21 protein-coding genes and 1 pseudogene are annotated in these 18,491 nt (G+C 43.4%); 7 read left to right on the top strand and 15 right to left on the bottom strand.

All coding sequences use genetic code 11. The features are described 5' to 3' along the window. Positions 1-104: 104 nt before the first annotated feature. Positions 105-1,691, top strand: coding sequence for a photosynthetic/respiratory NAD(P)H-quinone oxidoreductase subunit D1 (gene ndhD1 / locus QUA33_RS03280; RefSeq protein WP_445243217.1), 1,587 nt, complete (start codon positions 105-107; stop codon positions 1,689-1,691). 115 nt (positions 1,692-1,806) lie between these two features. Next, positions 1,807-2,544, top strand: coding sequence for a DUF2314 domain-containing protein (locus tag QUA33_RS03285; protein ID WP_333146442.1), 738 nt, complete (start codon positions 1,807-1,809; stop codon positions 2,542-2,544). A 726-nt stretch (positions 2,545-3,270) separates the two neighbouring features. On the opposite strand, the gene QUA33_RS03290 is transcribed toward QUA33_RS03285, so the two are convergent. Next, complete coding sequence (locus QUA33_RS03290; protein WP_333146444.1) at positions 3,271-3,444, bottom strand: hypothetical protein; 174 nt, start codon at positions 3,442-3,444, stop codon at positions 3,271-3,273. Positions 3,445-3,936: 492 nt separating this feature from the next. Between QUA33_RS03290 and QUA33_RS03295 the strand changes: the two genes are divergently transcribed. The 3 genes from QUA33_RS03295 to QUA33_RS03305 all read left to right on the top strand — a co-directional run bounded on the left by QUA33_RS03295 (position 3,937) and on the right by QUA33_RS03305 (position 7,044). After that, complete coding sequence (locus tag QUA33_RS03295; protein WP_333146446.1) at positions 3,937-4,938, top strand: ABC transporter substrate-binding protein; 1,002 nt, start codon at positions 3,937-3,939, stop codon at positions 4,936-4,938. After that, positions 4,926-6,707 (top strand): ATP-binding protein, encoded by a 1,782-nt coding sequence (locus QUA33_RS03300; RefSeq protein ID WP_333146448.1) that lies wholly within the window; start codon positions 4,926-4,928, stop codon positions 6,705-6,707. Before QUA33_RS03295 ends, QUA33_RS03300 begins: the two co-directional genes overlap by 13 nt. 181 nt (positions 6,708-6,888) lie before the next feature. Next, positions 6,889-7,044, top strand: coding sequence for a hypothetical protein (locus QUA33_RS03305; protein ID WP_333146450.1), 156 nt, complete (start codon positions 6,889-6,891; stop codon positions 7,042-7,044). A 169-nt stretch (positions 7,045-7,213) separates the two neighbouring features. On the opposite strand, the gene QUA33_RS03310 is transcribed toward QUA33_RS03305, so the two are convergent. The 4 genes from QUA33_RS03310 to QUA33_RS03325 all read right to left on the bottom strand — a co-directional run bounded on the left by QUA33_RS03310 (position 7,214) and on the right by QUA33_RS03325 (position 9,625). Then, complete coding sequence (locus QUA33_RS03310; protein ID WP_333146452.1) at positions 7,214-7,690, bottom strand: DUF2656 domain-containing protein; 477 nt, start codon at positions 7,688-7,690, stop codon at positions 7,214-7,216. Between the two features lie 8 nt (positions 7,691-7,698). Then, positions 7,699-8,580 carry a HEAT repeat domain-containing protein gene (locus QUA33_RS03315; RefSeq protein WP_333146454.1) on the bottom strand — a complete coding sequence of 294 codons (882 nt, stop codon included), beginning with the start codon at positions 8,578-8,580 and terminating at the stop codon, positions 7,699-7,701. A gap of 9 nt (positions 8,581-8,589) precedes the next feature. Continuing rightward, positions 8,590-8,859 (bottom strand): hypothetical protein, encoded by a 270-nt coding sequence (locus tag QUA33_RS03320; RefSeq protein ID WP_333146456.1) that lies wholly within the window; start codon positions 8,857-8,859, stop codon positions 8,590-8,592. Positions 8,860-9,016: 157 nt separating this feature from the next. Further along, entirely contained in the window at positions 9,017-9,625 is a 609-nt protein-coding gene (locus QUA33_RS03325; RefSeq protein WP_333095521.1) for a phycobiliprotein lyase, read from the bottom strand. 110 nt (positions 9,626-9,735) lie between these two features. On the opposite strand from QUA33_RS03325, the gene QUA33_RS03330 reads away from it, so the two are divergent. Beyond that, positions 9,736-10,674 carry a pentapeptide repeat-containing protein gene (locus QUA33_RS03330; protein WP_333146458.1) on the top strand — a complete coding sequence of 313 codons (939 nt, stop codon included), beginning with the start codon at positions 9,736-9,738 and terminating at the stop codon, positions 10,672-10,674. A 2-nt stretch (positions 10,675-10,676) separates the two neighbouring features. Here QUA33_RS03330 and QUA33_RS03335 read toward each other — a convergent pair whose 3' ends face one another. Together QUA33_RS03335 and QUA33_RS03340 are read right to left on the bottom strand one after the other, a co-directional pair. Continuing rightward, entirely contained in the window at positions 10,677-11,429 is a 753-nt protein-coding gene (locus tag QUA33_RS03335) for a phycoerythrobilin:ferredoxin oxidoreductase (protein WP_333146459.1), read from the bottom strand. Positions 11,430-11,436: 7 nt separating this feature from the next. Next, positions 11,437-12,171: a 15,16-dihydrobiliverdin:ferredoxin oxidoreductase gene (locus QUA33_RS03340; protein ID WP_333146461.1), complete on the bottom strand. Its 735-nt coding sequence runs from the start codon at positions 12,169-12,171 to the stop codon at positions 11,437-11,439. A 244-nt stretch (positions 12,172-12,415) separates the two neighbouring features. Between QUA33_RS03340 and QUA33_RS03345 the strand changes: the two genes are divergently transcribed. Beyond that, positions 12,416-12,994, top strand: coding sequence for a phycobilisome protein (locus QUA33_RS03345; RefSeq protein ID WP_333146463.1), 579 nt, complete (start codon positions 12,416-12,418; stop codon positions 12,992-12,994). Between the two features lie 38 nt (positions 12,995-13,032). Here the strand turns inward: QUA33_RS03345 and QUA33_RS03350 are convergent, their stop codons facing one another. The 8 genes and pseudogenes from QUA33_RS03350 to QUA33_RS03385 all read right to left on the bottom strand — a co-directional run bounded on the left by QUA33_RS03350 (position 13,033) and on the right by QUA33_RS03385 (position 18,413). Next, on the bottom strand, positions 13,033-13,689 hold the full coding sequence (locus tag QUA33_RS03350; protein WP_333095515.1) for a HEAT repeat domain-containing protein: 657 nt from the start codon (positions 13,687-13,689) through the stop codon (positions 13,033-13,035). A gap of 554 nt (positions 13,690-14,243) precedes the next feature. After that, positions 14,244-14,381: a phycobilisome linker polypeptide gene (locus QUA33_RS03355; protein ID WP_333146465.1), complete on the bottom strand. Its 138-nt coding sequence runs from the start codon at positions 14,379-14,381 to the stop codon at positions 14,244-14,246. After that, positions 14,329-14,595, bottom strand: coding sequence for a hypothetical protein (locus tag QUA33_RS03360; RefSeq protein ID WP_333146624.1), 267 nt, complete (start codon positions 14,593-14,595; stop codon positions 14,329-14,331). Before QUA33_RS03360 ends, QUA33_RS03355 begins: the two co-directional genes overlap by 53 nt. 45 nt (positions 14,596-14,640) lie before the next feature. After that, positions 14,641-14,877: pseudogene (locus QUA33_RS03365) on the bottom strand (phycobilisome rod-core linker polypeptide); the annotation flags it as partial. Between the two features lie 356 nt (positions 14,878-15,233). Beyond that, positions 15,234-16,001: a phycobilisome rod-core linker polypeptide gene (locus QUA33_RS03370; RefSeq protein ID WP_333067114.1), complete on the bottom strand. Its 768-nt coding sequence runs from the start codon at positions 15,999-16,001 to the stop codon at positions 15,234-15,236. 111 nt (positions 16,002-16,112) lie between these two features. Continuing rightward, positions 16,113-16,997, bottom strand: coding sequence for a phycobilisome linker polypeptide (locus QUA33_RS03375; RefSeq protein ID WP_333146467.1), 885 nt, complete (start codon positions 16,995-16,997; stop codon positions 16,113-16,115). Between the two features lie 226 nt (positions 16,998-17,223). Next, positions 17,224-17,826, bottom strand: a complete 603-nt coding sequence (locus QUA33_RS03380; protein WP_333146469.1) for a chromophore lyase CpcT/CpeT — start codon at positions 17,824-17,826, stop codon at positions 17,224-17,226. Between the two features lie 50 nt (positions 17,827-17,876). Beyond that, complete coding sequence (locus QUA33_RS03385) at positions 17,877-18,413, bottom strand: phycobiliprotein lyase (RefSeq protein WP_333146471.1); 537 nt, start codon at positions 18,411-18,413, stop codon at positions 17,877-17,879. Positions 18,414-18,491: the final 78 nt, after the last annotated feature.

Below are 18,491 nucleotides of genomic sequence, written 5' to 3' on the forward strand. Positions count from 1 at the left end.
ATAATAGGAAAAAAAAATGTTCCGTCTAAAGAAAGTATAAAATTTACGCCAAAATTGGCAAAATGTGTTTAAACCTAATAACTGATGGATCATTTTAAAACGCAATGGATACAGCTAACTTTCCCTGGTTAACAACAACAATTCTGTTTCCCATTGCTGCGTCCTTGCTGATTCCTTTAATTCCCGATAAGGATGGCAAGACGGTGCGGTGGTATGCCCTAATTGTGGGTTTGATCGATTTTGCCCTACTTGTTTACGCTTTTTACACTCAGTACGACTTCAGCAATCCAGATTTGCAACTGGTAGAAAGTTACTCTTGGGTGCCACAACTGGATTTAAATTGGTCTGTGGGTGCTGACGGTTTGTCGATGCCGCTGATTTTGCTGACGGGTTTTATTACCACTTTAGCTACTTTAGCAGCTTGGCCGGTTACTTTTAAACCGAAGCTATTTTACTTTTTGATGCTGGCGATGTACGGCGGCCAAATAGCAGTTTTTGCCGTGCAGGATATGCTGCTGTTTTTCCTGGTTTGGGAACTGGAATTAGTGCCGGTTTACCTAATTTTGTCGATTTGGGGTGGCAAAAAGCGCCTTTACGCAGCAACTAAATTTATCCTGTACACGGCAGGGGGCTCGCTGTTTATTTTGGTTGGCGCGCTGACGATGGCGTTTTACGGCGATACGGTGACTTTTGATATGCGGGCGATCGCAGCTAAAGATTACGCCCCCAATATAGAATTGCTCCTGTACACAGGTTTCTTAATAGCTTACGGCGTCAAACTGCCAATTTTTCCGCTGCACACTTGGCTCCCTGACGCTCACGGGGAAGCAACCGCACCCGCCCATATGTTGCTAGCAGGAATTCTGCTAAAAATGGGCGGTTACGCTTTACTGCGGATGAATGCGGGAATGCTCCCGGATGCTCACGCTACCTTCGCACCCATCTTGGTAATTTTGGGTGTGGTTAACATTGTTTACGCGGCATTAACTTCTTTTGCTCAGCGCAATCTGAAGCGGAAAATTGCTTATTCTTCCATTTCGCACATGGGGTTTGTGCTGATTGGGATAGCTTCGTTTACCGATTTGGGAACTAGCGGTGCAATGCTGCAAATGGTTTCCCACGGTTTAATCGGGGCGAGTTTGTTCTTCATGGTAGGTTGCACTTACGATCGCACTCACACGCTCATGCTCGACGAAATGGGCGGTGTAGGGCAGAAAATGCGTAAGGTTTTTGCCATGTGGACTGCTTGTTCTATGGCTTCCTTGGCTTTGCCGGGAATGAGCGGTTTTGTAGCAGAATTGATGGTGTTTGTGGGTTTTGCAACCAGCGATGCTTACAATCCCGTGTTTAAAGTTTGCGTGGTATTTCTAGCTGCTGTCGGGGTGATTTTGACTCCGATTTATCTGCTGTCGATGCTGCGCGAAATCTTCTACGGGCCTGAGAATAAGGAATTGTCGGAACACGAGGAATTGGTGGATGCGGAACCGCGAGAAGTGTTTATTATTGCGGCTCTGTTGGTGCCGATTATTGGCATTGGTTTGTATCCGAAAATTCTGACTCAGGTTTACGATGCGACTACTGTACAGTTGACTGCAAAGTTGCGCGATTCTGTGCCTTCTTTGGTGGCTAAGGCTGCTGCGGATAAAACTGTGTCTCTACGTGCTCCGGCGATCGAGCCGAGTAAGTTGTAATTTGAACTGAATTTAGGCAGAAAACCCCCAAAGATTTTGAAAAATTGGATTGGGGGGTTTTCTATTTTTTGCCAGAGCAATCTAAGTCTTTTACGCAATCCCAGCGAGCAAAAGCATGGACGAACACGATTTTGTTGTGTACCATAAGGGCGACGATCCTGCACTGCGGAAAGCGGCAACGCAGGCGCAAAATACATTCAAGCATTTCTGGTATCAGGTTACTACCGACTTCAATCGCCTTATTCCTGCGCTGGAATTTGCGTGTGTCAAAGCACCGTTTTCGGATGACTTTTCCGACTCAGATTCTCCGGTTGAGCATATGTGGATCGGCGAAATCAATTTCGACGGTGTTGAGATACATGGAACGCTTCTGAACATCCCAAATCAACTCGCTTACATACAAGAAGGCGACACCGTCAGATTGCCATTGCTTCAACTTAGTGATTGGCTGTGCGTGCTAGACGATCGAGCCTACGGTGGTTACTCTGTCCAAGTTCTGAGATCGCGGATGAACGCTCAAGAAAGGCAACGCCATGACGCGGCATGGGGGTTTAAGTTCCCGCCACCTGATTCGGTATTGTTGCCAAAACGCAGTACAAAGTTTGAGCAGGTGTGTCAGAACCTTCTTGTTGAGCAAATTGCCAAAGACTCAGCGACGATTACTCAGACTTATGAAGCTGGGCGGACACTATTGCATCTAATGTCGCTTTACGGGCGTGCTTCCTCCGTTCGCGCCCTGCTGAACGCGGGTGCATTACCCACTGCAACGTGCGATCGCGGATGGACTGCGTTGGATTACGCAAGCTCCCTTGGATGGGACGACGTAATATCGGAGTTGCAACGTGTCGAATAACAACTCGGTTGGAGCAGGCTGCCGAGATATCTTGGTGTTGATACCAAGGTTATTTGCAACCTCTCAACCGGAAGGTTGCATTTTTTCCCGAGGGGTGAAATGCGATCGCCAGCAAGTTCTTGGGATCGCCCCGCCCCCTATGCCAGAAAAATACAGCTGCAGCCAAGGCTGAAATGAGATCGGGATCGTCGATCGCAAGCGATCGCAAATAAGCCACCAATCGCCCTTCAATTCGGTGCGATCGCCCTTTGAGTCTTTAACCTTAATTCTTTTTGTTTCTATACTTGCTAGAATACAAGCGAATACAAACCGGCCTGCAACTCATGCTAAAAACCATCGAAGGCATTTATCAAAATGGGCAGATTCAGCTAGCCACGCAACCGCAATAGGTTAGCGATCGCTCTCAAGTTCTTGTCACTTTTCTCGATCCGAGCAAAATCCATCCAACTAAACTGCGACAACCGATCGATCAATTGGAAACAATTGCAGGTATTCAGTAAGGCTTCGATGAAGTCAACGCAGGACTTACTCGCTCTCTCGAAACTTTTGTCCAATAAATGCAGCAGAAATATGACGTTTCAGGTTGAAACTACCCCGATCGCTTCTTCTGAGATTGAGCAAGCATACCGCTGGTATCGAGAGCGAAATCCCGATTTTGCCGATCGCCATTAACCGCAGATGACCTGGATGAACTAGAAGGTGGAGTTGAGAATTTTCATGAACTCATCATGCTTCGATCGCAATACCCAATACTTTAAAAATACCAATAGATCGATCGCCCTTCAATTCATGCTCGATCGCTCTCTTAGTTTCTAGCCTGATTATTTTGCGAACAGTCCGATCCGTGTCAAGGGCGATCGCACGATCGCAAGTTTTGATGCGATCGGCTCTTATAGGCAAAAAACATAGCAATAAAACCCCCAAATTAGGTTTAAAAATGGGGTTTGAGGGAATTCGTTGAGACCCGGAAGCATTCTCATCCGGCTGATATCGTTACCCATCGCGATCTTGGAGGGAATTTTCCCATGTGGATGAACGGTGGATTGCAGTGGCCCCGGAACCGCGAGAGCAACGAACCCCTCACCCCTCAACTCCCGGAAGCGATTCGCATCGCAATATCGACGTTGTGTAGAAGTTCTCATCACATTTCCATGCAGATGAATCGGTGAATTCTTATGTGCGGGAATCAGCAACGATTTCTTGATTTTGGTTGGATTTTGTAATAACTTATAAGCGAATAGAATAGTTCTATTTTACATTTGTTGTGGGCTTTTTTTCAGGGAATGACATCCAGAAAAGTTATTGCTATCATCGACGAACAAGAGCATTGAGGCTGCATAGATGACTGGCAAAGCTCAGACCGGGACTAGACAATTATTGCATAGGTGTTGGTTGACCTTAACGAAATGGCGATCGCTAAGTGTCCTCTGCATTTTGACACTGGCGGTTAGCCTGATTGTGAATGCTTGTAGCCTTTCACCACAGCAACTAGCTCCCCTGCGCGTCGGTATCACCAGTTGGGCAGGATTTGATATCGCACTTTATGCTCAGGAAGCCGGCTTATTCAAACAGCGCGGATTGGACGTGCAACTCATTCGGTTTGAGAATCAACAAGATTCGACTCGCGCCATGCTGCGGGGTACTCTTGACGCGACTTTTGTGTCTTTATGGGATGTGGTTCAGTCTGATTCGCGGAGTGACAAGCCTGCTGTGGTGATGGTAACAAATGTTTCTCACGGGGCTGACGGCATTGTTGCTCAACCTGGAATCAAGTCAGTGGGAAACCTTCGCGGTAAAAGAGTCGGAGCAAAACTGGGAACAGTGAATCATCTGATTTTATTGGAAGCGCTGAAGTTGCACCAGATTAAACCCGAAGAGGTCAAGATTGAGGATGTTTCCAATGAAACAGCGGTTGATTTGATGCAGAAGAAAGGTTTAGATGCAGCCGTAATCTGGCAACCTCTTCTAGGCGAAACGGCTCAAAATATTAAGGGTAATATCATTTACACCACTCAGGAAGTTGATAGTTTGGTCATTGATATGCTGGTTTCTCGGTCAACTATTACTCGCGCGAATAAAGCTGAATTGAAGCAATTTATTATGGCTTGGTTTGATATTATGAGTGCGGTGGAAACAAAGCCTAATGTCGTGTTTCAAAAAGTTGCTCAAAACCTGGGACAGAAGGGTGAGGCTTTTGCGAAAGATTACGCTGGTCTGAGAAAGGGTGATATTGCTATGCAGCAGAAGATGTTTCTGTCTGGTAGGTTGCCAGAGGCGATGGCTCAAATGGCTGAACTATTAAAATCTGACCCCCGTGCCGGAAAGATACCGCGTCAGGATGTGGAGATTAACACTGAGATCGTAACTACAGCAATCAATGAATGGAAATTATGACGAAATTCCTGCATTCCCATAGCTTGTCGCAGCGCTTGCTGGTTAGCGTTGGGTTGTCGATTACCACAGTTGGACTGGCAACTCTGGGACTTAACTATCGGCTGATGCAGTCTGACTTAGAAACGCAAGTTCATAACCGAGCTCAATCAATTACACAATCTCTAGAGTTTTCTACAGAAGGCTTACTAGAGTTGGAGAATAAAACCATTCTGCGACGGGTTGTGCAAAATTTTGCCACGATGCCCGGTGTGCTGGAAATTGCGATTGTCGATCCATCTGGAATGGCGATCGCCCGCAGTCCTCACAATATGACTAATCAGCCATATACTTCGATCTATCCACAACTCGCGCCATCGATCGATCGGGCGGCAACCGCAGGCATTGAAGTCGGGCAAGATATCGTTGTGGACAACAAGCCTGCGAGCGCACAAATTCTACCTTTTAGCAGTACCTTGTTTGGCGCATCTCAACGACGGGGAGTGGCGATCGCGCTACTCGATCTCAACCAAATGCAGCAAGCTGCCGACAGAACCTTCATTACCTCAACTTTTTTATTGCTAGTTGGCATCATCACAATTTTGTTAATGATGGGGATACTCCTTCAGAAGAATGTATTGCAACCCTTACGAGACTTGAATCAAGCAGTTTCTCAAAGTAAAAAAACTGGCATATTTCCTATGCCAAAGACGATTCCAGCTAACGAAATTCAATTTTTGGCAAGCACATTTGAGGAAGTATTCCGACAATTGGAAATCCACGATCAACTCACAGCCGAAATAGCTCAACGGAAACAAATAGAAGTCACATTACGCGATAGTGAAGCCAGAGAAAGAGACAAATCTCAGCAGCTTGAGCAGGCAATTGAGAATTTAAAACGAACGCAAACCCAACTGATTCAAACAGAAAAAATTTCATCCTTGGGGCAATTAGTTGCAGGATTAGCACATGAAATTAACAATCCGGTCGGCTTCATTCATGGCAATCTAATTCATGTACAATATTATGCTGAGAGTCTATTAAATTTGCTACACCTATATCAAAGGCATTATCCCAACCCAATTGGCGAAATTGAGAAAGAATCAGAAAATATTGACCTAGATTTTTTGCAAGATGATTTACCTAAAATTCTGAGTTCAATGAGAATTGGAACCGATCGCATTCGCCAGATTGTGCTTTCACTCCGCAATTTTTCCCGGATGGATGAGTCAGAATTTAAAGAAGTTGATATCCATGAAGGAATTGATAGCACGCTGTTAATTTTGCAACATCGTCTCAAGGCGCGCCCAAAACATCCAGAAATTAAAGTCATTCGAGACTATGGCGATTTACCGCTAGTTGAGTGTTATGCCGGACAACTTAACCAAGTATTTATGAATATTTTGGCAAACGCTATTGATGCACTGGAAGAAATAAATACTCAACGGGTAGCTTGCTCGATCGAGAAAAAGCCCTGTTGTATTACAATTATTACCTCGGTGGTAGATTCGCAATGGGTTAAAATTGCGATCGCCGATAATGGCAATGGAATTCCAGAATCAATTCAAACCCAGATATTCAATCCATTTTTTACAACAAAACCTGTAGGGAAGGGAACAGGAATGGGAATGGCGATTAGTTATCAGATTATTACTGAAAAACATGGTGGGACGCTGAGGTGTTTTTCAACGCCAGGAAAAGGGACGGAGTTTGATATTTGTATTCCTGTTAAGCAGAAGGAGTTGACAATATCGAAATCAACGACGATTTTATCTACGGGAGATAGATCCTAGCCGGGTAAACGTCAAAATCAGCATTTCGGGACTTATATCCAACTTTGCAAACAACCTGGAAGCCTTGCTTTATTTCTCCTTTCAACCTTAAAAACATCCTCGATCGCTTTACCCATGACTATTTGGATCAAAAGAGTTAATATAGATCTACAAAACATTCAGCTTTCAGTTAGGAGTAACTTTGATTTCGCATCCTACAATTGAAGCAAAAATCAGTCTCCCTGTTAATTTACTAGAAGCCACTTATCGAGCCGTAAACCAGGGAAAAGCAAAAAGTCGTGATGAATTTATTATGGGCGCTATTAGTCGAGAATTAGCCATGCTGAAGCCAGCATAAATTGATGCAGCACTAACAGAAATGACAAGCACTCCAGAGTATCAAGCTGATGTTTTACAAATGGAAACTGAATTTGCTACAGCTTATGGGGAAGCCTTTAAATTGGCGGAGTCTCAAGAATAAAAAACAGTATCAATCCAAAAGATATCCTGGCACCTTAACTCACCCCTTACCCCTTTCTCCTTTCAACCTTAAAAACATCCTCAATACTTTTCCCCGCCGTTTTCTCCTCCCACCCCATCGCCATCAAAAAACTCTCAGCAGACGGAGTTTCCACCACATCAACCCCCCATTCTCCCGTTTGCAACGCCTCAGCATCGCTACTCAAAGGAGGAGTCTTCTTCAATCCCGCTAAAATCAAAATATCAGGAAAAGAATCATCAGTTTTCCCCTGACTCATCCGCTTCTCCACCAAAGCTAGAGCACAGAATTCTCCCACTTGAGGCGGAGAAAAAGCATCAGTAGAAAATAAAACTTCTACCATCCAATGAGAATGATTTAATTGACGACACTTAATCTCAGGATATTGACTTAAACCCTCAGCAAATACCCGAGTAAATTCTTCCCGACTTAAGGTGGGAAAAACACCCTCTGGCATATCAAAATTATGAGAAAGCAACATCCGCCCCGTTCCCGATTCAGTCATACTTTTAGTTACTTAATTTGAGAAATTGCCAACTTGATCACACCTTGAACCGCCGCTTCAGACTCCTTTTTCAAAGCAGCTTGTAGCGGTTCAATCGCAGCCCGATCGCCCACTTTCATCAAAGACAAAGCCGCCGCCCTGCGAGTTTCCCCATCACCGCTATCCAGCAACTCAATCAGATTAGGAATAGCCGGTTTATAAGCCAGATTTCCTAAAGCCGCCGCCGCCTCACAACGCACATCAACATCAACATCAGTCAGAGACTTAACCAAAATCTCGAATAATTCATCCTTCGGTTCTTCCTGTGCAACTTTGGCGATCGCACCCACCACCGCACCGCGCACCACAGGCGAATCAGAGGCGATCGCCTGATACAAATACTCCTTCGCCCCCGCCCCAATAAAAGCCAACGCCCAAGCCGCATGACCGATCGTACTCTCTGGCAAATCAGTTGACCCTAAAATATCCAACAAAGCCTGCACAGACGGCTCCCCAATCCTCGCCAAGGCCCCAATTGATGAACCCTTAACCACCGTATCCTCATCGTTCAACAAAGCATGAATTAAATGAGGAACCGCAGTCGGATCGGCAATCAAAGTCAAAGTTTTAGCAGCAGCACGTCGCACAACCGGATTAACATGATTTGCCAAACCATCCAACAAAAAAGGAGTCGCCGCTTCGCCAATTTCAGCCAAAGTTTCCGCGAAACGCAGTCGAGTCATTCCCCGCGTATCGCCCAAACATTCAACCAACCGCTTCAACAGATTGGAATCATTAGCATCGAAAGTATCTAAATCAATTTGTTCAGTAACTTCCCGAAGAAAAGCATCTGTTTCAGCGTGAGCCAAGACAATTGGATCTGCCTCAGCTTGAGCATTATAATTGACCATTATCATCACCTAATTATTAGTAGTTAGAGCAGCCAATTGAGCGCGAAGACTCTCCAGTCCAGCATCAATCTTAGCAAGTTCCGGCTCAATTTTAGCCATCGCCGCCTTCGGAGGTAATTTGGCCTTTTGTGCCGCCGTCATCGTTTCATTAACCAAACGTTCCCGATATTCCTCAAATTCAGCAATTACTTCGGTCAATTCTTCAACATTAGTCTCTGGTAAAGTGGCAACAGTTTCCTCATCATTATCCGATAGATTCAATTCTTCGTTTTCAGACATAGCTTTGAGAGTTTAATAATTAGTCCGCGTAGGCGAACCTTGTGTGTATATGCGATTGCAGTCGTCTGGATATTTTTTGTTTATGTTACCGCAATTTCAATCACCGGGATATTTTGACTGTGTGTGTAGCTGCGGCAAGAGACTGGATATTTGTGCTTTAAGGTGACAGCACACCTACCCCAGAAAATCTCAAGCGATTGTGTTCAATCAGCTCTTCTAAAGCAGAGTGAGAAACACAACGACGCTCAGAACAGTATGCCATTTGTTTAACCCCATTTATCATCTGCACAGTCATCACCCGTACCCGAAAATGATCGTTAATAAACCAACAGCGTTCCTGTCCTTGATTAGTCTCATATTCCGTCTCAATAGTCAATACCCCATCATCCGCAAAATGGTAAACACCGATGACCGGAATACCTTCAACATAGCCTCGATTTCGCAGAAACTTGCCTGTTCTCGGATTAGTAGGATTAGGCACATCTAAAAGAATAGCAGCATAGTTTTGGTTCGGAACTGTATCATCTAAATTGTCCTGCCACATAAAACTGCATCCCCCACTAACTAAAGCGGGATCGACATTCTGCTGTTGACAAACATCTAAAAGTCTGGGATCATCTATTGACAAAACTTCAATGATGACATTGGATTCTCCCGACTCATCAGCCGCAGCAGTATCAAAATTATGGACTGTTCGCTGAGTAAACCAAACGCCCTCACTCTTGCGAAAAAAATCCATCATAGTCATAGGTGGTGTTAGCAGCATTTCTGTTTCAACTTAGCGAGAGGAATCAGAGGGATTGAGACAAATCTCATTGAAAAACGGGGATTTAGGCTTTGACCTGAGCTTAGCCGAACTGGGAATCAGAGCTGATTTTGGTTAAGAAAAATAAACAAACGTCACTCTGGAATCCTTCAAATTCTAGGATAAATGACACTGGACAATTTTTAGCAACTCGATCAATAAATTTTCAGAAAAACATAATGTCACCTCGTCAACACTCATCTTTCCTCTCCGAACCCCTTTCTGCAACAGAAATCTTGGCAACCATTCAGCAAGGGAAAAGTCTAGCTCAAAGCAACCTCGCGGGAATAAACCTCAGCCAGATGGATTTAGTTGGTATTGATTTCACTGGCTCAAACTTGATTGGGGCAAACCTTAGTCAAACCAATTTACAAGGGGCAAATCTCCAAGGGGTTGATTTACGAAGGGCAAATCTCAGAAATGCCAATTTGAGTGGAGCGAATTTACAAGAAAGCTATCTTTTTCGTGCAGAGTTACAGGGCTGTAATTTAGTCGATGCCCAGCTACAAGAGGCTAAATTAAAATTAGCTCAATATGATGCTCATACCCTTTGGCCAGAAGGATTTAATTACAAAAATTCAGGAGCAATTGGTCCCCAAGCCAATCTCAGTGGAGCTTTTCTAAATACAGCTTACCTCAGAGGAGCAGATTTACACGGCTGCAATCTGCGAGGTGCTTATCTCAGTGGAGCCGATTTAACTGGGGCCAATTTAGAGGGAGCAGCCTTAAGTGGGGCAAGTCTTAAGAATGCCTTTCTAACTGGTGCTTATTTACGAAATGCTATCTTGATTGGAGTCGAATTACAAGGAGCGGATTTACGAGGAGCTGACTTAACCGGGGCAAATTTAGAGCAATTAAATAGTATTGCTGGCGCTGATTTTACCCTAGCACAAGGACTAACCCAAGAGATGAAAGCCATGCTTTGTAGTCGCGATCGCAAAGAATTAGGAACTTGGAATGCTTTTACTCGTAACAATACAGCTCAGAGTCTTCGCTCTCAGGTAGGATAAATTTACACTGATTGTTGAACTTCTGGAATGTGGCGTTCTAAATCGAACAGAAAACCGTGAATATATTCCTCAGTCCACTCCTCACCATAGAACCGCATAAACATCCCCCTAGCCGGATCTTTGGCAGCACGATAATTAATATAACGTCGCTGTGCCTCAAGAATCTCTCCAAGTCGCTGAATATCTGTGACAGGTTGCGCTTGCTCCACTAAATCGAGATAAGCTTGAAGATAATCCTTAAAAGCCTCAAAGACCGTAGTTTGCACAGCCTCTGTTTCCTTGGGACGAGTCCAAAGAAAAGCAGGTGAAAAGAAAGGTTTTGCCTCGTCAGGAAAATCTCCTCCCCAAGGCAACTCCTTTTGATAGTTGTTAAAAATAGGCAAAATAGGCTCAGAGTATTGCTTCTGATAAGCCGCCTCGTGAAAAAGAGGCTGCATATCTAAAGCAATTAAATGTCCCCCCGGCAAGGTTACTAAGTCCGCCCCAAAAAACGGCAAGTCATAATTTAACTGGGGGAAAATCACAAAATTAAGGACCTGGAGAGCATCACCACCCTGAACATGAGCAGCGCGAATTTGGCGTAATTTTGAGGACTTAAAAGCATGACTTGTCGTCACCACCAACTGCTCTTTTTTTCCCTTCCCCGTTATAGCTTCCTTCCGCTCAAAACCTGCGGGAATGGGATAGGGCGACAAGTCAAGTCGTGCTTTTAGAACTGGGAGAGCGTAATCTAAAAAAGGCTGATAAAGAGTCATGTTTAACTTATCTTACTCCCGCTGGAACTGCTAAGGGAACAGCATCTTCAAACAAAAATTCGTACAGAAATCGCTCTGACCATTCATGCCCAAAATAGCTGCCGAATAGCCCTGATGCTGGATCGCGTTCCGCACTATACTGATCGTAATCTTTCTGTGCCTTCACAATTCGCTGCATCTCTTCTGGACTGTTAAGCGGGGAGGCTTGCTCTAGCATTTGCCAATACAACTGGACATATTCTTGATAGGCTGGAAACAAACGAGTTACAACCGTTTCAGCATCTGTTTTAGCAAATAGCAAGTTCTTAGAAAAATACTGGTTCGCATCGTAAAACTTCATTTCTAAGTCTTGCGTTAAATCTTTGTATTTCTCCTTAAGTGCGCTCATGGGCCCGATATATTTGTCTGTATAGGCTCGATCGCGGAATAAAGGTTGAAAATCTAAGACAACCAAAATTTTCTTCTGTCCAAAGGCTAAAAAATCAATTCCTAGCAAAGGCAGGTCGTAATTATAATTCGGATAAATGACACTATTGAAAATTTGTGCCGTTTCTCCAGCATCAATGTATGTGTAACGAATCTTTCGCAATTCGGGACATTGATAGCACCAACTTTGAATCGTGGCGGGATTTTTTCCTCTTTCACTCACCACCGATTCCAACCCAGAGGGAATAGGACGACTCTCTAGAGCAAAACGTCCAAACAGTTCTTTTTCTAAGAATTCCTGAAACGGCTTAAACATAGATTAAAATTTAGCTCCTTCAATCTTTCCCTCAAAACAAGATCATACGGATTACCTTAAATCTTGTCTCTGTATTTGACAAACAAAGTAATATTTCGTTACACAAATCTGCTGTGTACTCAGGATTTCCCACAAAAACCGCGTACCAGCCATCATTAAACGGCTAGCTTTGTAATAAATCTTAACCAACTCGCTCATAATTTTAGTCTATCCTAGTAAATTAAGTTAGTGTAATTTAATAAATATGCAATTAAGTGAAAGAGCCAAGCAATTAATTCCCCAAGCAAGAATTGTCAGTTTTGCTACTTGGAAAAACTTATACTCAGATGAAGTAATTGCAATTTTTCAAAATGCTGACAATCAAAGTCGATATCTCACAGATGAAGAGTTAGAACTTATTAAAAATCTTCATCCTCCTCTCTCTTTAATGCTAGAAAAAGCCAGATTATTGCGAGAGCAAGCTCCTAATATTGTTGCTGATGCCAGAAAAAAGGTATTAGCGGACTTTCCCGATATAACTGAGCCTGGTAATGACCTTTATCCTCCCGAACGTGCTGAAGCCTGTTGGCGAGATTTTTGGCAGTTCCTACGCTGTATCACCTATGGAATTGCAGGTGACAGTCCTCAATTTACTAGCCAAGAAGGGCTCAAAAACATGGAGCTACTCTATCAAGAATTGCGGGTTCCTGTTTCGGCGATGCTCTGTGGACTAGAAGAGTTGAAAGAAGTTAGCTTGCAGCAATTTAATTCTGAAGACCGGGATTTATTGAGTCTCTCTTTTGACCATTTAATCAGTGAGTTAAAAACTTTTAGTCCAGCTTAATCAACTCTCACAGTATCAGATTCCTTACTATTTATTGTCTAAAGCAGATTTTCTAAAGCAGTAGCCACAACTCGATGATTTGAGTCTTGACGAAGTTGACCTAAAATTTCCTTAGCCTGCGGAGCATCAAAATGCTGTAAAGCAGATGCGACGTGCTGACGCATACGTTCATACTCAGAATTAGCCAGCATTAATAACTGAGAAAGTGCAGCCTGTTCCTGATTAGTTCCGGCTAATGTACCAAGTGCATCCACAGCCGCTTCCTGGGTGGTCATATCTTCGCCAGCTAAAGCTTCCATACAGACCTCAAAGAGTTCGTTTTCGCACTCCATATCAACCAAAACCGCCAGAATACTACGACGAACCAACCAGTGGTCATCCTGAAAAAAAGTCGAGACTAAATGAGATGCAGCACATCGACCAAACAGCGACAGAGAATTAGCAGCCTCAGCTCGCACATTCGGCGTGTTATCAAATTTCATGATTTGGAGCAATGCGGCGAAGGATTCAGCGGTTTGTTGCGTCCCAAACGCCCGGCTAACAAAGGAACGTACTAAGAATTCCGGGTCATCGAGTTTGCCCTTAAGCAAGGGAACGGCAATCTCTGCTTGATAATCCTTGAGAGCCGCAACTGCCTTGAGTCGATACTGAAAATCAGGATTGTTCAGAGACGTTTCGATTTCATGAATATCCATAACCACAACAAAGTATAATTTTTCTCTATTTTAACCAAAAAGTTCATAATTATGCAAATAACCAATGATATTTTAATAATTAATAACCTTGGCGGTTGTTATAGCTAAGCTCTTTGATCGAATCGAGTTTGAAAACAGCCGTACTTGAACCAATATTGTCGCAGTTCATGATGAGGTGTATGCAAACTGGCTTTAGCCTGATAGAGAATCACTTGTCGATGGTTTCCCATCCAAAGTCGTTTGGCTGGTTCAACAGAAATTAAGCACCCTCCTAGACTGTTAACACATTCCTCAAATCGCTCAACTGCTGGATAGTCTAAAGTTTCAAAAACTAGCAATTGACCGGAAAAAATTAGGTGACGACTTCTGATCCAAGCCTGAATTTTTTTACAAGCTATTGGGGGTAGCATCTTTCAGATCCTCAGCTTGAAAACTGAGTGATTTATTTTTATTTCAAGTGTTATATAGAAGAAAAAGAGCGAATAATAAACTCGCTGTTGAGCAAGCAGGAGATACCAAACTGAAACGAATACAAAGGTGAAGTCTAGGCCGATTTAGCCAACTTCAGTAATACTGATAATTTTGCCTCCCATTTTATGAATATTTTTAATTTGCTTAGACATTTGAGCATAGCTGACTTCATAACTGAATCTTGCTCGCTCTGACCTTAGCACCAGCAGACTTAGCAGCATTAATCCGAAAAAGTTTACGATTTGTGCGAGAGGCTCCACTGGTACCAACGCTATAAATTTGAATTTTCTGAAGCAGATTGCTCACAACCGTAGCAATTAATTGAGCTTGATTACTGCTATCGCTAGTAGCTGCTCCTCCCACCAAAGAAAGCATCCAATTAAACCAGAAATTCTGGATACCAGTTTGGCTGCGAATGCTCCGAGGATAAGGCACAATATTCTCGCCAAAGTTCTGGGTATACTCGTCACTATCGATATAAGAATCGATTTCGACTTGATAGCCTTGACCGTTACAAATTTGGACGCGATCGGAAATCTAAAGGAGCGCGACAAGTAAATGCTTGCAGTTTAACTCGATGAACCGATAGGTAGAATTTGTGTTAAAAAATAGAGACTGATACAGGTCTGATTTTGCCTCTTGTCTGACAAATTCACTCACCGTAATATCACCATTGCGAAGCAATGAGTCAGCACTGGTGAGACGCTGACTTTCCATCAGGTCAGCATTTCCTAACACCTGTCGCTAAGCAGCACGAATAACGACTTGTAAATCGTCTTCCGTTGCATTGGAGCGCATTTCTGCTGGGTCACTGACGAAAGCGGCTGTTAAACTGAACATTTTTTGTCCTAACGTTAATTAAAGTTTGATTGAGAGTGTAAAAAAAGTTACTGTTGGCTGAAATAGCTTTACAGAGGCGAACACATCTGTTATAGAGGCAGAGAAAAACTATCTGTTTTTATCGTTATCGCTTTCATAATTGGGAGGGTGATAAGATAAAAATCGCGCTTGTTTCAGAGAGGGATAGAGAAGTAATTTTTTACTACTTCTCTACCCGCTAATCACTCTATGCCTCAAGCAACTTCTGTGATGCTGACAATTTTGCCACCTGCACGATGAATGCGCTGAATTTGCGGAGTCATATTCCCACCGGATACAAGATATTCAGTGTTACTTAGTCGGCGAGGACTATCAAATTTAGACCCCTTGACTAAAATCTTAAATGTCTTTTCGGTAGCATCTTTGTAAGCACTGATCCGACCGCCTGTCGTTGGTAAAGTAATCTTGTTACCGCTATTACCAGCCACAAAATCTACTAAGCGAGAAGCGGTAAAAGCACTATCAACTCCTGCATAACCTTGATACAGGGAAAGGGTGCGATTGTAGCCGACTTGCTTTTGTCCGACTTGACTTTTTGCCCCTTGATAATAAGGGACTGTATTCTCGCCAAATTTTTCCTGATATTCTGGACTATCGAGATAAGAATCAATTTCTGCCTCGTAGCCTTCTTGCGTACACCGACAAATATGCTCAGAAAGTTCCTCTTGAGCTAAAGGAGCGCGACCCAACAAATGTTTGAAGTTTAGCTCGACAAAGCGGTAAGGAGCGCAGGATTCAAAATACCGACTGCGATAAAAGTCAGATTTAGCCACAGCGCGGACAAATTCTCGTACCGTTATCGTGCCATCGCACAACTTGGATTCTGCAATAGTCAGGCGTTCACTTTCCATGACATGGGGATTGCCCAATACTTGCTTGTAAACAGCGCGAATTATTGCCTGTTTATCATCTGAGCTGCTGGTAGGCCAAAGTTCTACTGGCGCATCTAAAACGACGCTCATGGAGTTTCTCCTAAGAATAAATAACGCTTCAAAACAGAGAATTAGGGATTGCGAAAGACACGCTCAGGGAGATAATTCCCCAAGTCGTTAAGGCAGAAGTTTGAGCGGTTGTTAGTTGACAGCAGTGATGCTGGAAATTACGCCGCCTTGTTTGTGGATGCGTTGATATTCTTGCGAGAGCCTATCAAATGGTACGAGATAGGCTTGATTGCTAGAGCGAAATTTAGAAACTCGGTTCATCACAGTCGTTGCTGAAGAACGATATCCAGTCACAGTAATGCGATAAACTTTGCCTTCTGTTGAGGCGCCTAATCCAGCACGAGTCCGTGAATTGATACCAGACTCTTGGAATGCCCAACCATCTCCAACTGCACCACCTGAAGGGGGAACTATGGGTAGGGGGGTTTGCTGAATCACGAATTTATTCAGAACAGGGGTTTTTCCAGAAAGACTGCCCTTGAGGTCGCTACTGGAAGCTCCGCGCAAGAGAGCAAACATATGAGTAAACCCAACCATATTTTGTCCCGGCTGGGTTTTGTAGCCTCGGAAATAGGGAACGATATTTTCCCCGTAGGCATTTTGGTATTCATCACTGTCGAGGTAAGAATCAATTTCAGCCTCGAAGCCTTCAGTATCTAGAATGGTGCTATGTGCCCTCATTTCTTCTAAGCCATCAGGAGCCCGACCTAGAAGATGTTTGAAATTGAGTTCAATAAACCGATAGCGAGGACAAGTATCAAAAAAGCGAGAGCGGTAAGCGTCTGATTTTGCCAGAGCGCGGACAAATTCGCGCACACTGAATTCACCACTTTTGAATTGGGATTCAGGAATCGTCGCTCGTTCACTTTCCATGACGTAAGCATTACCCAAAACTTGCCGATAAACGGCATTAATAATGGTTTCTACTTCTTCTTGTGAACGTCCTGGAATTAGTTCTAAACGAGGCGTTTCTTCAAATAAACTGACTCCAAGTCGAGATGCAGGTCCAAAAACCATTTAAAAACTCTCCACGATTGTATTACATGAGAAACTACCATACTTAGACGTTATATTAAAAAACTTTACATAACTTAACATAAAATCCGGTTGGGGAGCTTATTTGTACTACAAAAAGAGGTTGAAATCTGGGTTCGGAGTCTTTTATTGCAATATTTATTCTGTATTACAAAATACAACATTGTAATATATGGCGAATGTGACTTGAAATTATTAAGCCGATAAGTTATAAGATGTGAGGTAACTCAGTGGCAAAACTTTGACGCTTTTCAAACTGTAGAGAGCCAAAAGCAGACCCCCAAACCTGTTGATGGGTATTTACGTCCAGACCTCGATCGAGGCTCCTCCAAGTTGTTTCTGTAATCTCGACATCACTGACTAGGTAGGTGGAACAACCTCTTTTTTCGATGAGACAAAGGTTTCCAGGTTCCACACGGCCTCGAAACATTTCGCCGTCTCGTTTAAAAATCATGGAACAGTGATAGCGTCGTTGCAGACTATCTGGTTTAATAGTTTTGAGAATGCTTAATTCTCGTGCTGCTCCGGCGTACTGTATGGGGTCTTGGAGGCTATAATTTTCAATATAAATCCGATCTCCCTGGTCAACTAAGCGATGAACTCCCTGACGATAGGGAGTCCACAGATCGTGGTCGTAAACCTGTTCAGAGTAAAAGCCAATGGCATTGAAAAATTCAAAGGGTAAGGGACGAAAAAATATCCGAATATGGGCAAATTGTTGTGGGTTATCAAAGGATTGTTGATAGTTACTAAAATCCCCAGCCATCCACTGAGCTAAAGTGATTAAATCATTGCTTTTAACTGAATTCATATGCTAAGAAGAAGGTAGAATAAAGTTGATTAATAGCAATTAGCAATTCACTAATTCCCTGACAGCGAACGAATCTCTGAGGAAAATGATGCCGTTACTACCCCACTTCCTCCACTGGTTTTAATTAGGGAAACACGAAACCGTAAATTAGGATTAGCAAACCAGATTTTTTCTTCCGCTGCGGCGTGTTCGTAGCTAGTCAAAAGCACAAAAGTTCCATCCTCTGTGATGTGATAGTCACCTGCTGCGGCAATAGTTTCAGCATAACCTTGATCTCGTAATAACTTACCTCGATTAGGTACATTTGGATCTGGGATTGGTACAAGAATACAACTCCCCTTAACCTCAGAATTTTCATCCCAATCTGACTCACCCTCCCAACTCATTTGAAAAGGCATTACTGCTTTGGATGGGTCAACATTATACAATTGACAGAGTTCCATTACTGCCCGATCGCCCGGTGAGATAGCAACGATATCAATGACTGACTGCACAGCTTCAAAGTGTCTGAAAGTCAAATGATGGGCGCTGCGCTGGGATCGCCACCGTCCTAGAGAATTTTCAACAAACTGCTTAATATGGTTCATGGAAAATATTGTACAGGGGCAAGAGCCAAAATATTCTTGTCTTCAGAACTCCACTTTTTGCGCCCCTGTCCACGAAAA

It is taken from the genome of Microcoleus sp. Pol14D4 (assembly GCF_036701245.1).
Taxonomy (GTDB): domain Bacteria; phylum Cyanobacteriota; class Cyanobacteriia; order Cyanobacteriales; family Microcoleaceae; genus Microcoleus.